This window comes from Antrihabitans cavernicola, from assembly GCF_008297975.1.
GTDB lineage: Bacteria > Actinomycetota > Actinomycetes > Mycobacteriales > Mycobacteriaceae > Antrihabitans > Antrihabitans cavernicola.
In genome coordinates, this window is sequence record NZ_VLNY01000002.1 from 1 (window position 1) to 18,947 (window position 18,947).

Annotated in this window: 19 protein-coding genes; 12 read left to right on the forward strand and 7 right to left on the reverse strand. The window is 64.1% G+C overall.

Translation table 11 applies throughout. From position 1 onward, the window contains the following. Together FOY51_RS27090 and FOY51_RS03685 are read left to right on the forward strand one after the other, a co-directional pair. A partial coding sequence (locus tag FOY51_RS27090; RefSeq protein WP_187776169.1) for an HNH endonuclease signature motif containing protein occupies positions 1–618 on the forward strand: 618 nt, incomplete at its 5' end. A gap of 52 nt (positions 619–670) precedes the next feature. Beyond that, positions 671–1,300 (forward strand): alpha/beta hydrolase, encoded by a 630-nt coding sequence (locus FOY51_RS03685; RefSeq protein ID WP_149428882.1) that lies wholly within the window; start codon positions 671–673, stop codon positions 1,298–1,300. Here FOY51_RS03685 and FOY51_RS03690 read toward each other — a convergent pair. Together FOY51_RS03690 and FOY51_RS03695 are read right to left on the reverse strand one after the other, a co-directional pair. After that, positions 1,260–1,790: a hypothetical protein gene (locus FOY51_RS03690; RefSeq protein WP_149428883.1), complete on the reverse strand. Its 531-nt coding sequence runs from the start codon at positions 1,788–1,790 to the stop codon at positions 1,260–1,262. The two genes, FOY51_RS03685 and FOY51_RS03690, sit on opposite strands and share 41 nt — an antisense overlap. Before the next feature lies 1 nt (position 1,791). Continuing rightward, positions 1,792–3,156, reverse strand: coding sequence for a molybdopterin-dependent oxidoreductase (locus tag FOY51_RS03695; RefSeq protein ID WP_149428884.1), 1,365 nt, complete (start codon positions 3,154–3,156; stop codon positions 1,792–1,794). A 167-nt stretch (positions 3,157–3,323) separates the two neighbouring features. Between FOY51_RS03695 and FOY51_RS03700 the strand changes: the two genes are divergently transcribed. Next, entirely contained in the window at positions 3,324–4,031 is a 708-nt protein-coding gene (locus tag FOY51_RS03700; RefSeq protein WP_353961351.1) for a methyltransferase domain-containing protein, read from the forward strand. A gap of 58 nt (positions 4,032–4,089) precedes the next feature. Then, on the forward strand, positions 4,090–4,947 hold the full coding sequence (locus tag FOY51_RS03705; RefSeq protein ID WP_149428885.1) for a cyclopropane mycolic acid synthase family methyltransferase: 858 nt from the start codon (positions 4,090–4,092) through the stop codon (positions 4,945–4,947). On the opposite strand, the gene FOY51_RS03710 is transcribed toward FOY51_RS03705, so the two are convergent. Next, positions 4,940–6,142, reverse strand: coding sequence for a DUF418 domain-containing protein (locus FOY51_RS03710; RefSeq protein ID WP_214633058.1), 1,203 nt, complete (start codon positions 6,140–6,142; stop codon positions 4,940–4,942). The two genes, FOY51_RS03705 and FOY51_RS03710, sit on opposite strands and share 8 nt — an antisense overlap. Before the next feature lie 65 nt (positions 6,143–6,207). Between FOY51_RS03710 and FOY51_RS03715 the strand changes: the two genes are divergently transcribed. The 6 genes from FOY51_RS03715 to FOY51_RS03740 all read left to right on the forward strand — a co-directional run bounded on the left by FOY51_RS03715 (position 6,208) and on the right by FOY51_RS03740 (position 13,000). Continuing rightward, positions 6,208–6,984 (forward strand): TetR/AcrR family transcriptional regulator, encoded by a 777-nt coding sequence (locus tag FOY51_RS03715; RefSeq protein WP_149428886.1) that lies wholly within the window; start codon positions 6,208–6,210, stop codon positions 6,982–6,984. Positions 6,985–7,095: 111 nt separating this feature from the next. Beyond that, on the forward strand, positions 7,096–8,331 hold the full coding sequence (locus tag FOY51_RS03720) for a L,D-transpeptidase (RefSeq protein WP_149428887.1): 1,236 nt from the start codon (positions 7,096–7,098) through the stop codon (positions 8,329–8,331). A 455-nt stretch (positions 8,332–8,786) separates the two neighbouring features. Then, positions 8,787–11,300 carry a sensor histidine kinase gene (locus FOY51_RS03725; protein WP_187776170.1) on the forward strand — a complete coding sequence of 838 codons (2,514 nt, stop codon included), beginning with the start codon at positions 8,787–8,789 and terminating at the stop codon, positions 11,298–11,300. Continuing rightward, a complete protein-coding gene (locus tag FOY51_RS03730; protein ID WP_149428889.1) occupies positions 11,300–11,722 on the forward strand; it encodes a roadblock/LC7 domain-containing protein in 423 nt (140 codons plus the stop codon). Before FOY51_RS03725 ends, FOY51_RS03730 begins: the two co-directional genes overlap by 1 nt. Before the next feature lie 6 nt (positions 11,723–11,728). Continuing rightward, on the forward strand, positions 11,729–12,103 hold the full coding sequence (locus tag FOY51_RS03735; protein ID WP_149428890.1) for a DUF742 domain-containing protein: 375 nt from the start codon (positions 11,729–11,731) through the stop codon (positions 12,101–12,103). 78 nt (positions 12,104–12,181) lie between these two features. Beyond that, complete coding sequence (locus tag FOY51_RS03740; RefSeq protein WP_149429465.1) at positions 12,182–13,000, forward strand: MHYT domain-containing protein; 819 nt, start codon at positions 12,182–12,184, stop codon at positions 12,998–13,000. Between the two features lie 19 nt (positions 13,001–13,019). On the opposite strand, the gene FOY51_RS03745 is transcribed toward FOY51_RS03740, so the two are convergent. Together FOY51_RS03745 and FOY51_RS03750 are read right to left on the reverse strand one after the other, a co-directional pair. Further along, a complete protein-coding gene (locus FOY51_RS03745) occupies positions 13,020–14,135 on the reverse strand; it encodes a methyltransferase (protein WP_149428891.1) in 1,116 nt (371 codons plus the stop codon). Then, entirely contained in the window at positions 14,132–15,421 is a 1,290-nt protein-coding gene (locus FOY51_RS03750; RefSeq protein ID WP_235916101.1) for an ArsB/NhaD family transporter, read from the reverse strand. The genes FOY51_RS03745 and FOY51_RS03750 overlap by 4 nt, the downstream gene beginning before the upstream one ends. Before the next feature lie 282 nt (positions 15,422–15,703). Here FOY51_RS03750 and FOY51_RS03755 point away from each other — a divergent pair, with 282 nt between their 5' ends. Next, a complete protein-coding gene (locus FOY51_RS03755; RefSeq protein WP_371830415.1) occupies positions 15,704–16,906 on the forward strand; it encodes a lipase family protein in 1,203 nt (400 codons plus the stop codon). 5 nt (positions 16,907–16,911) lie between these two features. Here FOY51_RS03755 and FOY51_RS03760 read toward each other — a convergent pair whose 3' ends face one another. Further along, complete coding sequence (locus FOY51_RS03760; RefSeq protein ID WP_149428893.1) at positions 16,912–17,577, reverse strand: MspA family porin; 666 nt, start codon at positions 17,575–17,577, stop codon at positions 16,912–16,914. A gap of 189 nt (positions 17,578–17,766) precedes the next feature. After that, on the reverse strand, positions 17,767–18,000 hold the full coding sequence (locus FOY51_RS03765) for a hypothetical protein (protein ID WP_149428894.1): 234 nt from the start codon (positions 17,998–18,000) through the stop codon (positions 17,767–17,769). 230 nt (positions 18,001–18,230) lie between these two features. Here FOY51_RS03765 and FOY51_RS27095 point away from each other — a divergent pair, with 230 nt between their 5' ends. Further along, the gene (locus FOY51_RS27095; RefSeq protein ID WP_235916103.1) at positions 18,231–18,932 is read left to right on the forward strand and encodes a M23 family metallopeptidase; all 702 of its coding nucleotides are present in this window, start codon (positions 18,231–18,233) and stop codon (positions 18,930–18,932) included. The last annotated feature ends 15 nt before the right edge of the window (positions 18,933–18,947 follow it).

An 18,947-nucleotide genomic window follows, 5' to 3' on the forward strand; every position in this document is an offset into this window, starting at 1 on the left:
GCGGCCGAGTCCGAGTCCGCCGTCCCCGATTTCGGTCAAGACCCGCTGATCTACCGCCTCACCGCCGCTTTGCAGCGGTGGGTGCGTGCGCAGGACGGGACGTGCCGTTTCCCGGGGTGCACGGTCCCGGCCGGGTTGACCGATATCGATCATGGTGAACCGTTCGACCACGAATGCCCCGACGCGGGCGGGAAGTCCGTGCGGGAGAATCTGGCGTGTCTGTGTCGGAAACATCATCGGTTGAAAACGTTGGCCGACAACGGGAAATCCGGGTGGCGGGTGCGGTATCTAGCTGGTCGCATCCTGGAATGGACCTCACCGTCCGGGGAGATCCTGTGCACGCATCCGATCGGTGCGGCGTATCTGCATCCTGATGATGACATCGAACCGCATGCACCGATTCCGGTACCGACACCCGAGGTGTCCGGCGGTCTGATCTGCTGCGACGACCCGGAGTTCGCCGAGAAATTCTGGAGCGGACAACTCGACCTCACGTTGGCCGAGCAACAACAACGCTTCCTCGACGAAGTATTCGCAACACCGACACCGCCACGGCGACACAAACAACTAATTGCCGATGAGCCCGTCATCGACCTCGACGAACTCGCACCCTTCTGATTCGCGACGTCGCCAAGTCCGAGCCGACAATTTGCCCAGGCACACTGGTGTTGTGCCCGAACCACAACTGATCGACGTCCTTACACCGGCGAATCCATCCGCCACAGTGCTGGTGCTGCATGGCGGCGCATCCCGCCGCAACGCACCGCCGGTCAGCCCGACCCAACTGTCTGTGCTGCGGATGATTCCGATCGCTCGACGCATCGCTCGGGCGGGCGGCGAGCGCCTTGCAGTGTTTCGCGTGCTCAATACGATCCGCGGTTGGGACCTCGAGCGAACGCCGTTGCAGGACACCGAGTGGGCGATGCGGCGGGTCGTCGAACGGTTTGGGCCGCTGCCGATCGGGTTGGTCGGGCACTCCCTCGGTGGACGGACCGCGTTGCTGGCAGGAGCCGAACCCGGCGTCCGCACCATCGTCGCTCTCAATCCGTGGGTCTACAGCAGCGATACCGCCGACCTGACCGGGCGTCGGGTGTTGATCGTGCACGGTGACCGCGATCGAGTCGCGAGCGGCGCGAAATCGGCACGGATGACCGAGTCGCTACGACGCACGACCGATGTGGACTATGTGACAGTGCCCGGCGGCAAGCACGCGATGCTGCGTCACCACGCTGTGTACGAGCAGCTGGCCACCGACTTCGTCACGTCGACACTGTTGGGCGACGAGGTGCGCGACCACTGACGCCCAGGCGGACCGCATAGGCCACCGCACTGACGCCGAACAACGCTGCGCAGATGAGCAACCAGCGCGCGAAATAGGGCTCCTGCGTGAGACCTGTTGCGGCGAGGTAGGTTTCCTTGCCCTGCTCGATGATTCCCGGCAGGAACATCACACCGGTGAGTGCACACCCGAGCAGCGGTGTCCGGATGTAGTTGAGCGGCGACACCGGTAGCCGCGCGCGGTGGGGTAGTCGGCCGCGCACAGCCCGCAGGCCGACGGTGAGCGACCTATCCGCGATGGCGTAGAGCGGGAACAGCAACAGGTCGTGGCCGATCACTGCTGCCAGAAACCAGACACCGATCGACTGCCACCACTTGTCCGGGTTCCACAGTTCCTTCAGACCCAGCGTGGCGACGATGTAGCCGAACAACGCGAAGCACGCGATCAGCGCCAACAGATGCAGTGGGTGTTCGCCGTAGAACGACCTGGCCTTGGCTACGATTCGTCGCATCTCAGTGATCCTTGAACTCGATGGACGAGACCCACTTGGTGCAGTGCACGCCGGGCAGCGCGGGAACGATGATGCGGGCAGGAAAACCGTGGTCGAGCGACAGATCGGCGCCGTTGACCCTCAGTGCCAGTAAGGAATCCGGGTTGAGTACCTGATTGCGTTGCAGTGACGCCGCGCCGAACGGGCCGTTGCGCTCCAGCGACGTGACGCGTGCCGACTCGGGTTCGCCGCGACCCGACAGGGTGGCGAGATCGCGCAAGCGAACGCCAGTCCACGTTTCGGTGGTGGACCAGCCCTCGACGCATGCGATCGGCAGGTAGGCGGTGTGTTGCTCCATCGCGAGCAGCGCCGCCCGATCGAGCATGACAGGTTCGCCGTTGCCCCGCACCGTCAGCTGCCAACTCTCGGCGGTGTCCTGTGGCTTGATCTGTGCGGCGACGGCCGTTCGGTTGATCTGAAAGTCGTTGGGGCCGGGACCGTATCGTCTGCCGCGCGGAATCAGCAATGCCGCGTCACGCGTGAAGCCGCCGACTGTCTGACCGGCCGTGAGTATTGCCACCAGCAGCGAACCGCCGCCGACCAACGCAAGGGCGCCACGACGACTCACAGTGGGTGGTGCTGGGTCGGTAGCGACCAGTCCGTCGGCGTCGCGAGGCTCGGGCACGGTGTCCGCGAGTGAGGTGCGCATGACTGTTCGCATCGAACGCGACCGCAGGCTGGTCCACATGCGAGGGAACTTGATCGCGACATGGACCAAGAATCCCGCGATGAACACCCAGGCGCCGAAATAGTGTGCGGTGTAGAAGCTGAAGCCGAAGATGTAGTCGTACTGGATGTTCAGGATGCCGGTGACCATCTCGAAGAGGATTCCGCCGACCAGCATCAGCAACGACAGTCGCTCGAGAACCTGCGCAAGCGAGCGCGCGGGTGGCCACGTGAAGAGGCGCGGTACTACCGACCAGAGTTTGGCGAGGACGACGGGAACGATCACGAGCCCCACGCCGACGTGTAGGCCCTCGGTCAAGCGAAACAGCCAGGAAGGCTTTGTGGGCCAATCGAATACGGGAAGATGAAGCCAGCCGACATCGGCGGGGATCGACTGGTTCAGCTCGGGTCCGTATGCGATGTAGTCCAGTAATCCGGTCAGGATCACCACCGGCAGGCTGATCAGCAGAATCGCACCGAAGACCGAGGTGAGCCACGGTCCGCGCAGCGGGCTGCGCCAGGCCTTGGCGCCGTTGGCCACACCGGGCGGCGGCCGATTTTCCAGTGCACGCCACAGTGTTGCCGGAAAGCCGTAGGCGGGTTGGTCGCGAAACTCGGTGACGTCCTCGGGATCGGGCTCGGTGGTCTTGCGATCGACCATCGTGTCCTCCTCGCTTTGCGTCATCCAGTCGTCGGTTTCGGTTCGTTACAACGGTGCGCTGCATGAAATGGACTGTCAAGTCCAGAAATATTACCGATCTGTGGCCATCCGCACGTGCATCGACTTCGAATCACTTATCGGGGCGAGAACAGAACGGCGGCGGTCGCGTGTATGACCTCAGTGCGGGTCGGAAAGCCCCGTTCGTCGTGCCTGCTCGGCGCGGTGGCGCGACTATCTCGATGGACGCGCTCTACCGTCGCGCCGCCGAAGGTCTGCCGTGCTGGATTCGCGATCGTGCAGGCTCGCTCTGGGAGATGCCGCTGAATCGTTGGATCGGTGGCACCGCATCGTCGAAGCAGGATCGTCGCGCGGACGAGCAGATCTTGCTGGCCTGCCCAGGGCCGACGATCGATCTCGGTTGCGGTCCAGGTCGGTTCACCGCCGAACTGGCCAGTCGTGACACGCCCGCGCTCGGCGTCGACATGTCCGCGATGGCGGTCGAGATGACCCTGCGACGTGGCGGCGTCGCGATCCAGGAAGACATATTCATGCCACTACCGCACAGCGGTCGGTGGCAGCAGGTTCTCTTGGCGGACGGCAATATCGGCATCGGTGGTGATCCGGTCCGGGTGTTGCGCCGGGCACGTGAGCTTCTCGCTCCCCATGGCGTGGTCGTCGCAGAGATGGACGCACCAGGGTTCGGGGTGCGTCATGAAATCGTGCGGTGCGAAACCGCTCAGGCTGTCGGCGATTGGTTTCCATGGGCGCGCGTAAGTGCAAGCGCGGCTGTGGATCTCGCGAATGCTGTCGGCCTGCGCGTTGTGAACATCGTCGAGGTGGCGCAACGGAACATCGTCGAAATGGCAACCACCTGAACAGCACGCTCGTTTCGCCGCAGGAGTTGCGGTGAAAGTTTCTTCGAGAGGATCGAACATGCCGGATCTGAAGCCATTCTTCAAGAATGTGCAATCGCACTACGACCTGTCCGACGAGTTCTTCGCGCTGTTCCTCGACCCGTCGCGCACATACAGCTGCGCGTATTTCGAGCGTGAGGACATGTCGTTGGAGGAGGCTCAGCTCGCCAAGATCGATCTCTCGCTCGGCAAGTGCCAGCTGGAACCAGGGATGACGCTCCTGGATGTCGGCTGCGGCTGGGGTGCGACCATGCGACGTGCGGTGGAGAAGTACGACGTCAACGTCATCGGTCTGACGTTGAGCGAACATCAGCAGGAGTACGCCCAGAACATGTTGAACACGTTGCCGGGCAAGCGCACTGCAGAAGTACGGCTGGCAGGCTGGGAACAATTCGACGAGCCGGTCGATCGGATCGTCAGCATCGGTGCTTTCGAGCATTTCCGTAGGGAGCGCTACGTTGCGTTCTTCGAGAAATGTCAGAAGATTCTGCCGGCCGACGGCCGAATGCTGTTGCACACCATCATCGGTTACGGTCGGCTGCTACGTCAGATGGGTATCCCGGTCGGGTTGGAAGACATCCGATTCGCTCGCTTCATACTGACCGAAATCTTCCCGGGCGGGCATCTTCCGCTGCCCTCGGTGGTCCCGGAGCATGCCGTCGCTGCAGGCTTTCAGGTCGAGAAGATTCAAGCGTTGCAACCGCATTACGCACGCACGCTCGACTGTTGGGCTGCGGCACTGGAACAGCACAAGGTGGAAGCTGTCGAGATCACGTCGGAGGAGAACTACGAGCGCTACATGAAGTATCTGACCGGCTGTGCCGATCGATTCCGCAGCGGCCACATCGATGTCATGCAGTTCACCCTCGTCAAGTGACGCGGCCGTAGGTCAGTCGTCGCAGCACCGATTCGGCGGGGCCGCGGATCGAGCGACGATCCATCCAGGCGGCCGCGCCGACCGACACCAGCCAGATCGCCAGTCCGATGACGAGGGCGTTCACGGTGCGACTGCCCCAGCGGTTGCCGAGGTCGAGGGTGTACGGCGCGAGTAGGACAAGCCACGCGATCGATTGAAAGAGATACCCGGACAACGATCTTCGCCCGAGCGACGCGAAGGTTCGCGTGAGTCTGCCGACTGGGCGGCGGCTGATCGCGATCGTGATGAGGCCGAACAGCGCTGCATAGCCCGGACCGGCGAACATGCCGCTTGCGCCGTGCAGACGCAGCATCGCGTCTGCAGTCGACTGGTCCACGTGCAGCGCGCCGGCACTGAGCAGCGCAAGGGGAACGGCGCCGGCAAAACCGATACCGAGTCCCACGGCCGCGATCCACGCAAGAAGTCGCTTGTTGGCTGCGGGGTCTTCGAGCAGACGGCGGCGGGCACCCCACATGCCGAGCCAGACGATGATCACGAAGCCGAACACGGTCACCGTGTGCGGTGGCCATTCGGCGATGCGATCGCCGAACGACGCCCGATACGACTGTGCGGAAAGCGAATTCACCTGCTCGGCCGGCACTCCGGCCGATCCGGAACGGCCGGTCAGGGCGGGCACGGCGAGAACCACAACGTAAACGGTCGATATCACCCACAGCCACAGGACGATTCGGTGCACGCGCTCACTGCGCTGCAGCAGCACGATCGTCGCCACCACCCCCACCACTCCGTATGCGCCGAGGAAGTCGCCGTAGTAGAGCAGTGCGCCGTGCACCGCACCGAACACGATCAGCCAGGCGTTGCGCCGCACAACAATCGAACGGACCTGTGCAGGAGAGGCTCCCGCTTCGGACTGTCGACGTGCCATCTGAACGAGGCCGTAGCCGAACATGATCGCGAACACCGGATACGCGTGGCTGTTCACGAAAACGAACATCGCCGGTTGGATCCAGCGCTCGACGCCGGTCGGGTGTGGTTCGACGCCCGGCTGACTCGCGAACACGACACCGGCGCAGTTGGCCAGTGCGATGAACAGCAGCATGAATCCGCGCGTGAGGTCGGGTGCCAGTGCTCGCTCGGTGCGCCGAACCGGACCGCGACGTGCGCGGAGGTGGTGTGAATCGGATGCGGTCGTCACGGCATCTCCTGATGCGTCGGATTAGTATATGTATAAAACTATATAGCAGACATTAACATCGAGGCATGACCGACGACGCGATCCCGCCCGAGCTGCGCAGGCTGTGGGGGATCGGTGCCGACTCGCGTCTGGGACGGCCTGCCGAACTGGATGTGACTCGAGTGGTGACCGCGGCGGTCGACTTGGCCGATCGGGACGGGCTGGCGGGCGTCACGCTGCCGAAGGTGGCGAAGGAACTCGGCTTCACGGCGATGTCGCTCTATCGGCATGTGGGATCCAAGGACGAGCTTCTGTCACTCATGCGCGAGTACGCGATGGGGCCCGCTCCGACCATCGACGTGTCCCCGTCGGACAGGTTGTCGTGGCGTCGCGGGCTGACGCAGTGGGCGACGGCGGAGCGGCTTGTCTATCACCGTCGACCATGGCTGCCTCGACTGCCGGTGAGCGGGCCGCCGTCCGGTCCCAACCTGATCGCATGGATGGAGATCGGGCTGGCGATCCTTCGGCCGACCGGCCTCGGCTGGCACGAGAAGGTGGGTGTGATGACGCTGACATCCGGCTACGTCCGCCAGATGGCAGTGCTGTTCGACGATCTGGCGCAGGGTCGTGCGGGCACCGGGCTGAATCAATCCGAGGCCGAGCAGCGCTACGGAAGGAGCTTGGCCGCCCTCGTTTCGGCATCGACGTTTCCGGAGACATCAGAGCTGTTCGCGTCCAACACTTTCGACGCCTCCGGCGATCCGACGCGCAACGATCCGATCGCCGGCCACGACTTCGTGTTCGGCTTGAACACGATCCTCGACGGCGTCGAAGCGGCGATCGGACGGCTGGGCAACGAATAGGTCTAGATCCGTCGGCTCTCGACGTTGTCGGCGGGTCGGCACGGGTATGTTCGAAAGCGTCGTCGACCACGTCGGCGCAGCTCGTTCGTGCGGGTGAACAGAAGGGTGCAGATGGTGCGTCGTGTCCATCCACGCGGATTCGTGGCATTTGCCTGCTTGGTGTTGATGCTCTCGATCGGCGGCTGCACAGTCGGAACCGGAAAAGACGCGAGCAGTGGCGCGAAGGCATCGCCGACGAGCAGCGCGCCGCCGAAGAGCACCGCGGAGATCACGCTGACTCCCGGCTCGGACAAGCCCATCAACGTCACCGATCCGGTCTCGGCGAGCGTCACCAGCGGAACGTTCACCAAGGTCACCTTGACCAATCCGGAGGGCGTCGAGGTCAAGAGCGTCACCACCCCGGACGACCTGTCGTGGAAGATCACCGAGCCGCTGGGATACGACAAGACCTACAAGCTGCATGCGGAAGCCGTCGACGCGAAGGGCATAGCAACATCCAAGGACGCCGACGTGACGACCGTGGCGCCGAGCAACCAGACGCAGCTCTACATGGAGGACGCCAGCGGCAACTCCCTGCAGGACGGTGCCACCTACGGCGTCGGAGTCATTCCCGTTGCTCATTTCGACGAGCCGATCACCGACAGGGCCAAGGCGGAGAAGGCGATCACCATCACCACCGATCCGCCGGTGCAGGGTGCGTGGCATTGGTTCTCCGACAACAGTGCGCACTGGCGCCCCGAGAACTATTACGCGCCGGGTACCAAGGTGTCGATATCGGCCAAGTTGTACGGCGTGGATCTGGGTGGCGGCCTGTTCGGCCAATCCGACGTCGATACGTCGTTCGACATCGGTGACTCGCACATCTCCACGGCCGACGACAACACCAAGCAGGTGACCGTCACCAACAACGGCGCGGTGGAGCGGACGATGCCCACATCGATGGGCCAAGGCGGCACCGAAACCGTCAACGGGCAGACGATCTCGTTCTGGACGCCGTCCGGCACCTACACGGTGATGGGCAAGGAAAACCCGGTGATCATGGATTCCTCCACGTACGGACTGCCGATCAATTCCCGGCTGGGGTACAAGGAGAGCATCAACTGGGCGACGCGGATCAGCGGTGACGGCATCTATCTGCACCAGCTGGACTCGACGGTTTGGGCGCAGGGCAACACCGACACCTCGCACGGCTGCCTCAATCTGAACGAGGACAACGCGCAGTGGTTCTACAACTTCTCGCGAATCGGTGACGTGGTCCAGGTGATCAACACCGGCGGACCTCCGCAGGACGTGGGAAACAACGGCGACTGGGCGATGTCCTGGGCCGATTGGCAGGCTCGCGGCTAGTTCGGCTTCGCACTGTTCAGCAACTGTTTGGTTAATATCAGTGCACTGAAACCCCAGGAAGCGCTCGGGGAATTAACAGGAAGTTCGGACAAGTACCTTGTTTCGACCCGGGGGTGGGCAACCTCTTGCCCTGTCACCTCGGGTTCAGGTAACGGCAACCTTCCTCACGGTTCGGCACGGCATGCTGGTGGTCTGACGTGGTAATACGCATTTCTCGATCGGCGTAACGTCCGGCGCGCGGGAAGCGAAATGAAGTCGATGTAAAAATAGTTGAAGACCGCTGGCATGTTGCCCTCATCACCTCTACAGTCTGTTAATGCCGTCAAAAACAAGTTTGAAGTATGTTTATTGCCGGTTACTATCACTACCTGTTCCTGTTTTCTGAAGAGTTGCGCCAAACCGACAGCGTGGTCTGATTAGGCCTGGTCATGTCTTGCGATATGGGGTTGATGCACATGATCGTCGCTAGCGAGCCCGGTCTCGACGACCGAAACAACGACCGCCGTCCACTGTGGAAGGTGGCCGAATGGCCCCTTCGCTGGAAGGTAGCCGCAGTCTTGACGGTGCCGCTGATTCTTGCGGGCACGTTCGGTGGCCTGCGGGTTCAGTCGCAGCTCTCCCAGGCCGCGCAGCTGTCTGCAGCCGCCGACCACGTCGCGATCGTTGCTCCGGCGGTAGCCGTCAGCGACGCCACCGAGGGCCTGGCTCTCGCCGCGGTGTCCGGTACCAACTCCGGTCCTGCTGTTGCTGCGTTCGATGCCGCGACGGCCGCGCTGAACGCGCCGTCGAAGCGACTCGATCCATCGGCAGCCGCTGATCTCGCATCCGCTGTCGGGATGGCTGCCTCGCTGCGCAACGACGTCGGTACCGTCCCGGTTCCTGCCGCCAAGGTCACCGAACGGGTGAACTCGGTTTCCCAGAACATTGCCGCGGCCATCTCGTCGGCCATGTCGGGCATCGACGACCGATCGGTCGACACCCAACTCGACCGTCTGCGTGCCACGTTGGACGCCCGCCGGGCCCTGGAGATGCAGCGCATCCTCATTGCCGCGCCGGATGCGCAGACCGATCCGGTCGCTCGTGCCGGTGTGGTCGCCGCGACGGGTAGTGAGGTCGCGGTCCTCGATCAGCTCGCCGCCATGGACGGCACGAGTCCTGACGACATCAAGGCATTGCGTAACGAGGCAAGCACTCGACGCGCGGCATTCACGGATGCGGTCAACCCAGATCCGGTCGCGAACCTCGATCCGGCAGCGGACGCGCAGAAGTCGCAGGGAGCGAACGCCTCCGGCAAAGCCAGCGCCGATCGTTACCAGCGCATGACCAACGATTTCGTCACCCAGCTCGACGATTCCGTCCATGCGGGCGCAACGAGTCTCCGCTCGTCGGCGCTGCGCGATACGGCAATCGTGCTCGGTGCCGTGCTCGCGGCGTTCGTGCTCGCGCTGTTGGTCGCGGCGTCGCTGATCGATCCGATCCGCAAGCTGCGCCTCGGTGCCCTTCAGGTTGCCCGCCGCGGGCTGCCGCAGGAGATCGAGCGCATCCGCGACGGCAAGCCGCTGTCGCCGATCACCCCGATCGGCGTGCATTCCCACGACGAGATGGGCCAGCTCGCGCGCGCCGTCGACGACATTCACGGTCAGGCCGTTCGCCTTGCCGGTGAACAGGCCTCGCTGCGTGTGCAGATCGGCGACATGTTCGAGACGTTGTCCCGGCGCAGCCGCACCCTCGTCGAGAAGCAGCTCGCGCTGATCGAGAAGCTGGAACTCGACGAGGACGATCCGCAGCGATTGGAAAGCCTCTTCCAGCTCGACCACCTGGCGACGCGCATGCGCCGCAACGGCGACAACCTGCTGGTGCTCTCGGGCACGGCACCGCCGAAGGACTCCTTCGAGCCCATCCCGTTGGCGGACGTACTGCGTGGTGCACTCTCCGAGGTCGAGGACTACCAGCGGGTCGAGATCGGCGGCGCGCCGGACGGTGCGCTGTCCGGGAACGATGCCGCCGACGTCGTCCACCTCGCTGCCGAGCTGATCGACAACGCCCTGCGTTACTCCCCGCCGGAATCGCCGGTCTCTGTCACGGCGGCACGCGCCGTCGACGGCGGGTACCTGATCGACATCGCAGACAGCGGCATCGGCATGCACGACGAGGATCTGCAGGCTGCCAACGGCCGTCTCGCATCCGGTGGCGAGGTCACCCCCGACACCGCCCGGAGAATGGGACTGTTCGTGGTCGGTCGGCTGGCCACCCGGCACGGCATCACGGTTCGCTTGCGTCCCACCAACATCGGGGCCCCGCGTCCCGGTGTGACCGCCAGCGTGCACATCCCGGCGACGTCTATCGTTCCGGTGAAGTCCAAGCTTGCTCGCCCGACCGGTGCAGGCGCAGCGGTCAACGGCTCGTCGGTGAACAGCTCCTCGACGAACGGTTCGGAAGCGACAGACGCGCAGCCATCGGCAGCTCGACCCGCATCCATCGGAACACGGCGCGCGGCGACCCGAAACGGTTCCAGCCCAGTGCGTTCCGCGCCGCAGCCGCAGGACGACCAGCCCGTAGGTGAACCCAAGACCTCGGAGACCACGCCGATCTTCCAGCGCATGGCGTCTGAGTGGCTGCTCGATCCGAACGCCCCCAAGACCGGAGCTGCGAACAATCAGCGCTGGGCCAGTGCCGCGGACGCAGGTTGGAACGCGGCACGGTCGGCGTCTGCCGCCGGGACGGGTCCACGCACGGCGTCGGGGCTCCCGCAACGTAGGCCGGGCGCTCGCCTCGTCCCGGGTGGTGCTGCCTCTGCACCCGGCACTTCGCCGAAGCCGCAGTCGAATCCGGGAGCTGGTAAGCAGTCCGCCTCCCCGATCCGGAATGCGGAGGCGATTCGTGCGGCTCTCAACGATCACGTCAGTGGAGTTCGTGACGGACGCACCCGCGTCGGCGAAAAACGCGACCGCAACGAAGGAGCTCGGTGATGAATACCGTTACGGCAGATTCTGCATCCGACCAGGGGCTCGACTGGCTTGTCTCGAACTTTGCCGACGACGTTGCGGGCGTATCGCATTCGGTACTGGTGTCCAACGACGGACTCCTGATGGCCTCGAGCGCGCATCTTCCGCCCGAGCGCGCGCATCAGTTGGCAGCGGTGACGGCCGGGCTGGCGAGCCTGGCCACCGGCGCCGCGGACCTGCTCTGCGAGGGCGACACCGTGCGCCAGTCGGTCATCCACATGTTCAACGGCTATCTGCTGCTGATGTCGGTGGGTGACGGCTCCTGCCTCGCCGCGCTGGCGACCCGCGGCTGTGACATCCGTCAGATCGGCTACGAGATGGCCGTGCTCGTGGACAGGGTCGGTCGATCCGTGCAGGCTTCGGCCCGCACGGGGGAGAACTCGTGATGACAGATGGCCGCTGAAAAGAAGTTCGTCAAGTCGAAATCAGCTGGACTCGTCAGGCCCTACTCGCTGACGGCGGGTCGGACCAAGCCGTCTGTCGATCTTCCGATGGAAGCGGCCATCGAGGCGCTTCCACACGCGGAGCACGTCGACTGGCCGCAGGGTGATCGTCGTACCGAGATCGTCGCAATCTGCGCCACGCTGCCGTCGGTCGCCGAAGTGTCCGCTCATCTGGCATTGCCGATCGGCGTCACGCGAGTGCTGGTCAGCGATCTGGTGACCGATGGCTACCTGCGCGTCCACGCAACATTGGCCGACACCTCGACGGTGTCCGAACGACGCGAACTGATCGAGCGGGTGCTCGCCGGCCTGCGCTCCATCTAACCGACAGCTTTCTCGAGCCTCACAGACACGAAGGACCTGAAGATGAACGCGCAGACAGTTTCGGTACTGGCCGCACCGATGGACCACGCATCCATGCATCACTTCGACATGGGCATCTGGCTGCTCGGTTTGTCTTTCGTGGTCTCGGTGGTGGGATCGATCGTCGGTCTCGCGTGTACTCGACGATCGGCCGTCGCGGTCACCGACGGTGAGCGCCTTGCCTGGCTCGCCACCGCCGCACTCTCCATCGGTGGCGTCGCGATCTGGTTGATGCACTTCATCGCGATGCTCGGTTTCACCGTCCCGGGCAGTGCCGTTCGCTACGACATCGGGTGGACCATCGCGTCGGCAATCCTGTCGATCGTTGCTGTGTTCATCGGACTGATCATCGCGGGTAGGACGCTGAACTGGCTCCGACTGCTGGCCGGTGGCGTCGTGATGGGTCTTGCAGTGAACCTGATGCACTACACCGGGATGCGCGCCGTTCGGATTCAGGGCGACATCCACTATTCGACGATCCTTGTCATCGCCTCCATCGCCATCGCGGTTGTCGCGGCGACAGCCGCACTCCTGTTCACTCTCGTCCTGCAGTCCGCCATCATGCGTTTCGTCGCAGGCCTCGTGATGGGCGTCGCGGTGGTCGGCATGCACTTCACCGGAATGGCGGCAGTCGACGTCACTCTCGATTCGAGCCGTGCCGTGCCCGCTGGTTCCGAGGTGTTCGACTTCCTGTTTCCCGTCTTCGTCATCGGCTTGCTTGCGCTCGCCGGTCCGATCGCCGCGGTCATGCTGGCGCCGGACCGAAAGTCTGCCCACCTGAACGCCGAGGCCGACCGACTCGCCGCAGAGGCCGAGCGTGCGACGCAAGCGCTCGACCGGAGCCCGCTGAAAGTCTGAACGCTGAAGGTCTGAACGGTCAGACTCCCAGCCGCCAAAGTGACGTGATCTCTGCGGCGCGGGCGGCATGAAGCGGATCCGAGGTGTCGCGTGACTTGCGATGCCTCGGTGCGATATCGGACCTGCCGAGCACCGACAGGCCCGCCGCCGCGAACATCGCGAGCAGTTGGTCGCGGGTGCGCAAGCCGAGATGCTCGGCAAGATCGGACAGAATCAACCAACCCTCGCCGCCCTCGGTCAGATGTTCGGACAGCCCATCGAGGAATCCGAGCAGCATCCGACTGCCAGGGTCGTAAACCGCGAACTCGACAGGAGATGTGGGCTTCGCGGGCAGCCACGGCGGATTGCACACGACAAGGCCTGACCGCCCGGGCGGGAACAGATCGGCTTCGATCACGTCGACACGATCGGCGAAACCCAAGCGTGCCAGGTTCTCTCGCGCACAGTCGAGGGCGCGAACGTCCTGATCCGTTGCGATGACGCGCGGGATTCCCCGCTTGACGAGAACAGCCGCGAGAACTCCTGTGCCGGTACCGATGTCGAAAGCCAGGTCCGTCGACGGCAGGTCCTCCTGCCCAACCAGATCGATGTACTCGCCACGGGCGGGGGAGAAGACCCCGTAGCTCGGAAAGATCCGATCGCCGTCCAGTGCGGGGATGGCGACACCCTTCTTCCGCCACTCGTACGCACCGATCAGACCGAGCAATTCGCGAAGGGCCACAACGGATTCGGTGGTCGTGTCGCCGTACGACTGTCCGATGACTTCGCGAACATCCGGAGCTCGCGATAGAGGAACCGTGCCGTCGGGGGCGAGTGGGACAAGCAGCATTCCCAGGATTCGCGCGCGGTGATTCTGTGCTGCGCGGTGGCGGTGGAAGGTTTGTGCCGGGTCGTCCGATACGGCCTTGGCGGGTCGACGATCGATCCGCCGAGCCATCGCCGCCAAGAGCTGGCGGGCATTGTGGAAGTCACCGCGCCACAGCAGAGCCGTACCCTCGCACGCCAGCCGGTAGGCGTCGTCTGCTCGTGTTCGATCGTCTGCCACGACCACCTTGCGTGGTGGCGGCGTCGCGCTCTCGGACCGCCACAGCGCGGTGCGCTCGACATCGTCTTCGGTCCATTCGATCGTGGTCATGCTCCGAACACCTGCAATGACAACCAGAGTCCGACCACGGCGAGCACCAAGCATGCGGGGACTGTCAGCAGGCCGAGCTTCGTGAATTCGCCGATTCGTGGTTCGGCATCGTGATCACGTAATACGCGTCGCCACAGCAGTGTTGCCAGTGAGCCCGCGTACGTGAGGTTGGGCCCGATGTTGACGCCGATCAGCACCGCAAGTACCTGACCGACACCACCGCCCGCGACAAGCGGCAGCAGGACCAGAACAGCAGGCAGGTTGTTGATGAGGTTGGCGAGCACCGCTGCGACGGCGGCGAGCGCCAGCAATGCCGACAGGCTGGACCCGTCGGGCAGCAGGTGGCCGACCGCGTCGGCCAACCCGTTGTCGACGACGGCCCGCACCACGATGCCGAGGGCGAGCACGAAGAGCAGGAACGGAATCCCCGCTGAGCGCACGATGCCCGCCGGAGTGATCCGTCGTTGCGCCAGCGCTCGGCACGCGAGCACCGCTGCCCCGACCGATGCCGTCCACACCGGCTCGATGCCGACGAACGACGTGAGGACGAAACCGACGAGTGTCAGACCGAGCACGGTGAGCGTGAAGACCGGCACTTCGCGTTGCGTGACGACGGGCGTCTTGTCCGCGCCGGCAGCCAGATCGGCTGCGAAGAAGTATCGGAAGACCAGGTATTCGACCCCGATCGCCACGAACCAGGGCAGGGCCATCAGGGCGGTGAAATGGACGAACGTGATCCCGGCCGTGGTGAACGCGAGCAGGTTCGTCAGGTTGGACACCGGGAACAGCAGGGACGCCGAGTTGGCGAGGTGGGTACTGGCGTAGACGTGCGGCTTCGCCCGCGCGCCCAATCGTGCCGCCGTGGCGAACACGACCGGCGTCAACAGGACCACCGTCGCATCGAGACTGAGGACTGCCGTCGTCGCTGCGGCCGTGCCGAACACCAGTACCAACAGCCGCTGGGGGCTGCCCGCGCAGGTCCGAGCCATCAACGTGCCTGCGGCGTGGAACAGGCCCTCGGCATTGCACAGTTGAGCAAGTACCAGGATCGCGGCCAGGAAGCCGACGACCGGGGCGAGGCGAGTCGTCTCGTCGATCGCATGGCGCAGCGATATGGCTCCGGTAACGATCAGCACGATTGCCGCCGGACCGGCAACCACGATTTCTGGAATCCCGCGCGGACGAAGCACCGCACAGGCGAGCACGGCCACCAACAGCACGACCGACAGGAATTCTGCTGTTGCAGTGCTCAGCTCGAACCGCCCTCGGTCGATCCAGGCATGCACCCTCCTCGAAGGTTTTGTTCGCAAAGAAGGAATCGGCGATATTTCTCAGTGATCAGCGTACTTCCGACCGTGATTGTCCGATCTCGTACCAAATTGTCCTGATAGCCATTCTGAAATTAGCGTGGTTAACAAACTCGTTGGTGGTGTTCGCGTGTACTGGCCAGTATTGTGACGGGTTGCACCCCGCTTGGCGGTGCAGCGGTCGGGCTGGACGAGGGTGGGAAGACATTGGAACGGTTCGTAATGGGCAGCAAGCGAGCTGAGCGTGGCAAGACGGGGCGGATGCGTACCGCAGCGCTGTTGTTCGGGGCCGCCGCAATTGCGCTGGCCACTGCATTGACAGGTGCGCCTGCTTCCGCGACGCCGTTGTACCCCATTCCCGATCCGGACCCGTTCTATGCAGCGCCGCCGGATATCGCGTCGAAGGCCAACGGCACGGTGCTCGAGTATCGGCCGATGCCGCCGCTGCCACTGTTTCCTGCCGTGACGATTCAAGAAGTGAAGTTTCGTTCCACGAATTCCGAGGGACATCCGATTGCCGCCACCACGCTGGTGATGATTCCGGCAAATCAGGTACCGAACGGTCCCCTGCTGTCCTACCAGCACATCATCAATGGACTCAGTCCGAAATGTGCGCCGTCGCGGGCGCTGTACTCGAACGACCCGAACATCGTCATTCGCGAAGCGCCGATCATGAACATCGCGCTACAGCACGGCTGGACGGTCGCGCTGCCGGATCACCTCGGTCCGACCAGTGCGTACGGGGCGGCGAAGCTCGGCGGCCAGATCACCCTCGACGGCATTCGCGCGGTCCAGCACACACCTGGCCTCGGCGTGGAGAAGAGTCCTGTAGCGATGGCCGGCTACTCAGGCGGTGGCATGGCGACTGCTTGGGCAGCCGCATTGGCGCCGACCTACGCACCGGAGTTGAACATCGTCGGTGTCGCCGAGGGCGGTGTTCCGATGAACATCACCAAGATGGGTGAGCAGCTGGGCGACCGTCCGCACCCGGTGTTCGGTCTGGCCATGGCCGCGGCAATCGGGCTCGAACGCGAGTACCCGGATCGTCTTCCCTTGAGCACACAACTCAACGCGAGGGGCCTCGCGATCCGTGACGCGATGGCCAACGGCTGCACCAACGACATCCTCGCCGCCGGAGCGGGCCACAGTGCACCGGAGCTGGCGACGTCGATGCAGATGACCAAGGATCCGGCCGTGATCGCCGTCGGCAACGAGAACAGCCTGGAGCTCTACCCCGGGGTGCCCAAGGCGCCGATCTTCGAATGGCACGCACCCACCGATGCGTTGATTCCGGTGGATTCCATCGTCAACACCATTCGTCGCTATTGCGCGGCGGGCGCCACCGTGCAATCGGACCTCTTTCCGAGTCCCGATCACCTGACGACAGCAGTGTTGGGTGCGCCGACGGCCTACCAATATCTCGACGACAGGTTCAAAGGCGTTCCCGCACCCAACAACTGCTGATCCGCTTACAGGACGATCGCGGGACTGTAAGCGGCGAACACGTCGTCGGAGTCCTTGGTGGACGCCGTCCACTGCGAGTACGTCCTGATCGACGTCGCACCGAGCGCGCCGTTGATCTGGAAGTGCACGTTGTCGAGTGAGATGGTGCCCGACGGCCCGGTCAGCGCCTTCTTGTTCAGCGAGACGCTGGTGATCTGCCCGGGCCGAAGCGGGAACGAGAAGTTGCCCGCCAGCGGGGTGCTGAAGGTGACGGTGGGCGGTGTCGGTCCGAGCGGGATTCCGAGCTGCGGCGTGATGCCTGCTGAACCGCCGAGGCTGACACCGTTGCTCACGTCCACCTGGTAACCGATCTCGATGCCGACATCCACGCTGCCCGCGGTGATAGGAGCGCCGCCTGCCGATTTCACAGTGGTTTTGCCGCCGAAGAAGATGTCCCGGTCGAACGGGGTGCCATTGAGCGGTGGCACGTCGTTGACCCACTGGCCGGACTGGGTGATGTCGAGAGCCGCGCCGCCTACCGCGGTGCGATGGGCACCGCTGTCGGCGATGGTGATGGTGCCTGCCTCGGCGGTACCGGAGCCGACGGCGACGGCGAGGACGGCAAGTCCTGCGACGGCCACGGTGCGGGCGGGGGTAAGGGCATGGCGCAGCGAAACACGGGTGTTGATCATGAATTCCTCGTCAGGTGTGAAAGATCCCGAAGCTGTCGGGAGATGGGTGCGCGAGAGCGCGCTACTCAGCGATGTGTCGAATCGCCGGTGCTACAAGATGTTCGGTGCATGTGTCATTACCTCTGTTCGGTCTCGCCAGACGGTAATGAGCGTCCAAGGACCGAGCAATCGATCCGCTCACCGCGATTTCTAACTGTCGAGCAGAGCTCGCAGGCTGCGCATTCCGACGTGCAACCGCTGCAACGCGGCGGCGTCGGTTTCCGGGTTGTTCGGACCGTAGAAGGTCCGCACCAAGGTACGACGATGGTGGTCCGGTAGCGCAGCAAGTGCGTCGATCACCGCGCGGGCATCCGGCCTGGTGACTCCATGTGTCGATGCTCGTCCGGGTCGGCTCCCTCGGGGGTGCTCGATCGGGTCGGTCATGGTTGCGTCCCTGCGTGCTGAATTCACTGTTCTTCAAGTCTGTCGGACGTGGCAACCGCCGGGTAGGCACCCAAGGGTGTGCGGAACCACACCCCCGGCAGCTGTAGCCCGAAGGTAAATCGGCAAGGCAATACCGGGTAAAGGTTGCGAAATGATCACGAAGTTGTAGTCTTCATTGCGACGTATACCGATTTGTTACCAAATGCCCGGCTGACACCGAGGAACACACTGTGCACAAGACCAAACAGCTCGCCCGCGGCGCATCGATCGCGGCCCACGGTCGCCATCGCGCCGAATCCGATCTGACGAAGCGCGCAGGCATTGCCGGTGCCGCCGTTGCCGCAGGCGCACTGTTGGCGGGTGGCACGCAGCTCGTCACACCTGCGACCGCCGACGCAGCTCCGCTGCAGATCCCCGGCGCACCTGCCGAGGTGCAGCAGTTCGCGAGCCAGATTCAGCTGCCAGAGCTGCCGCCCGTCCCCGACCTGAACACGCTCGGTGAGCAGATCCAGGCACAGATCACGGGTCACGCCCTGACGGTCAAGCCGGTCAACGGCCCCATCACATCGGGCTTCGGCGCCCGCTGGGGTGCCATGCACGCCGGGCTGGACTTCGCGGGCCCGATCGGTGCACCGATCCACTCGGTCTCCAACGGCACCGTCATCGAGGCAGGCCCCGCATCCGGTTTCGGGCTGTGGGTTCGCGTCAAGCAGGACGACGGCACAACGGCGGTCTACGGCCACGTAAACGACATGCTGGTCCGTGCGGGGCAGCGCGTCAACGCAGGCGATGTCATCGCAACCGTCGGTAACCGCGGCAATTCGACCGGTCCGCATCTGCATCTCGAGATCTGGCAGCCGAACGGCCAGAAGTCCGATCCGGCGATCTACTTGATCCGCCACGGCGTTTCGCTGCCGAGCACCGACGCCTGATCGCGGTTCCGTACC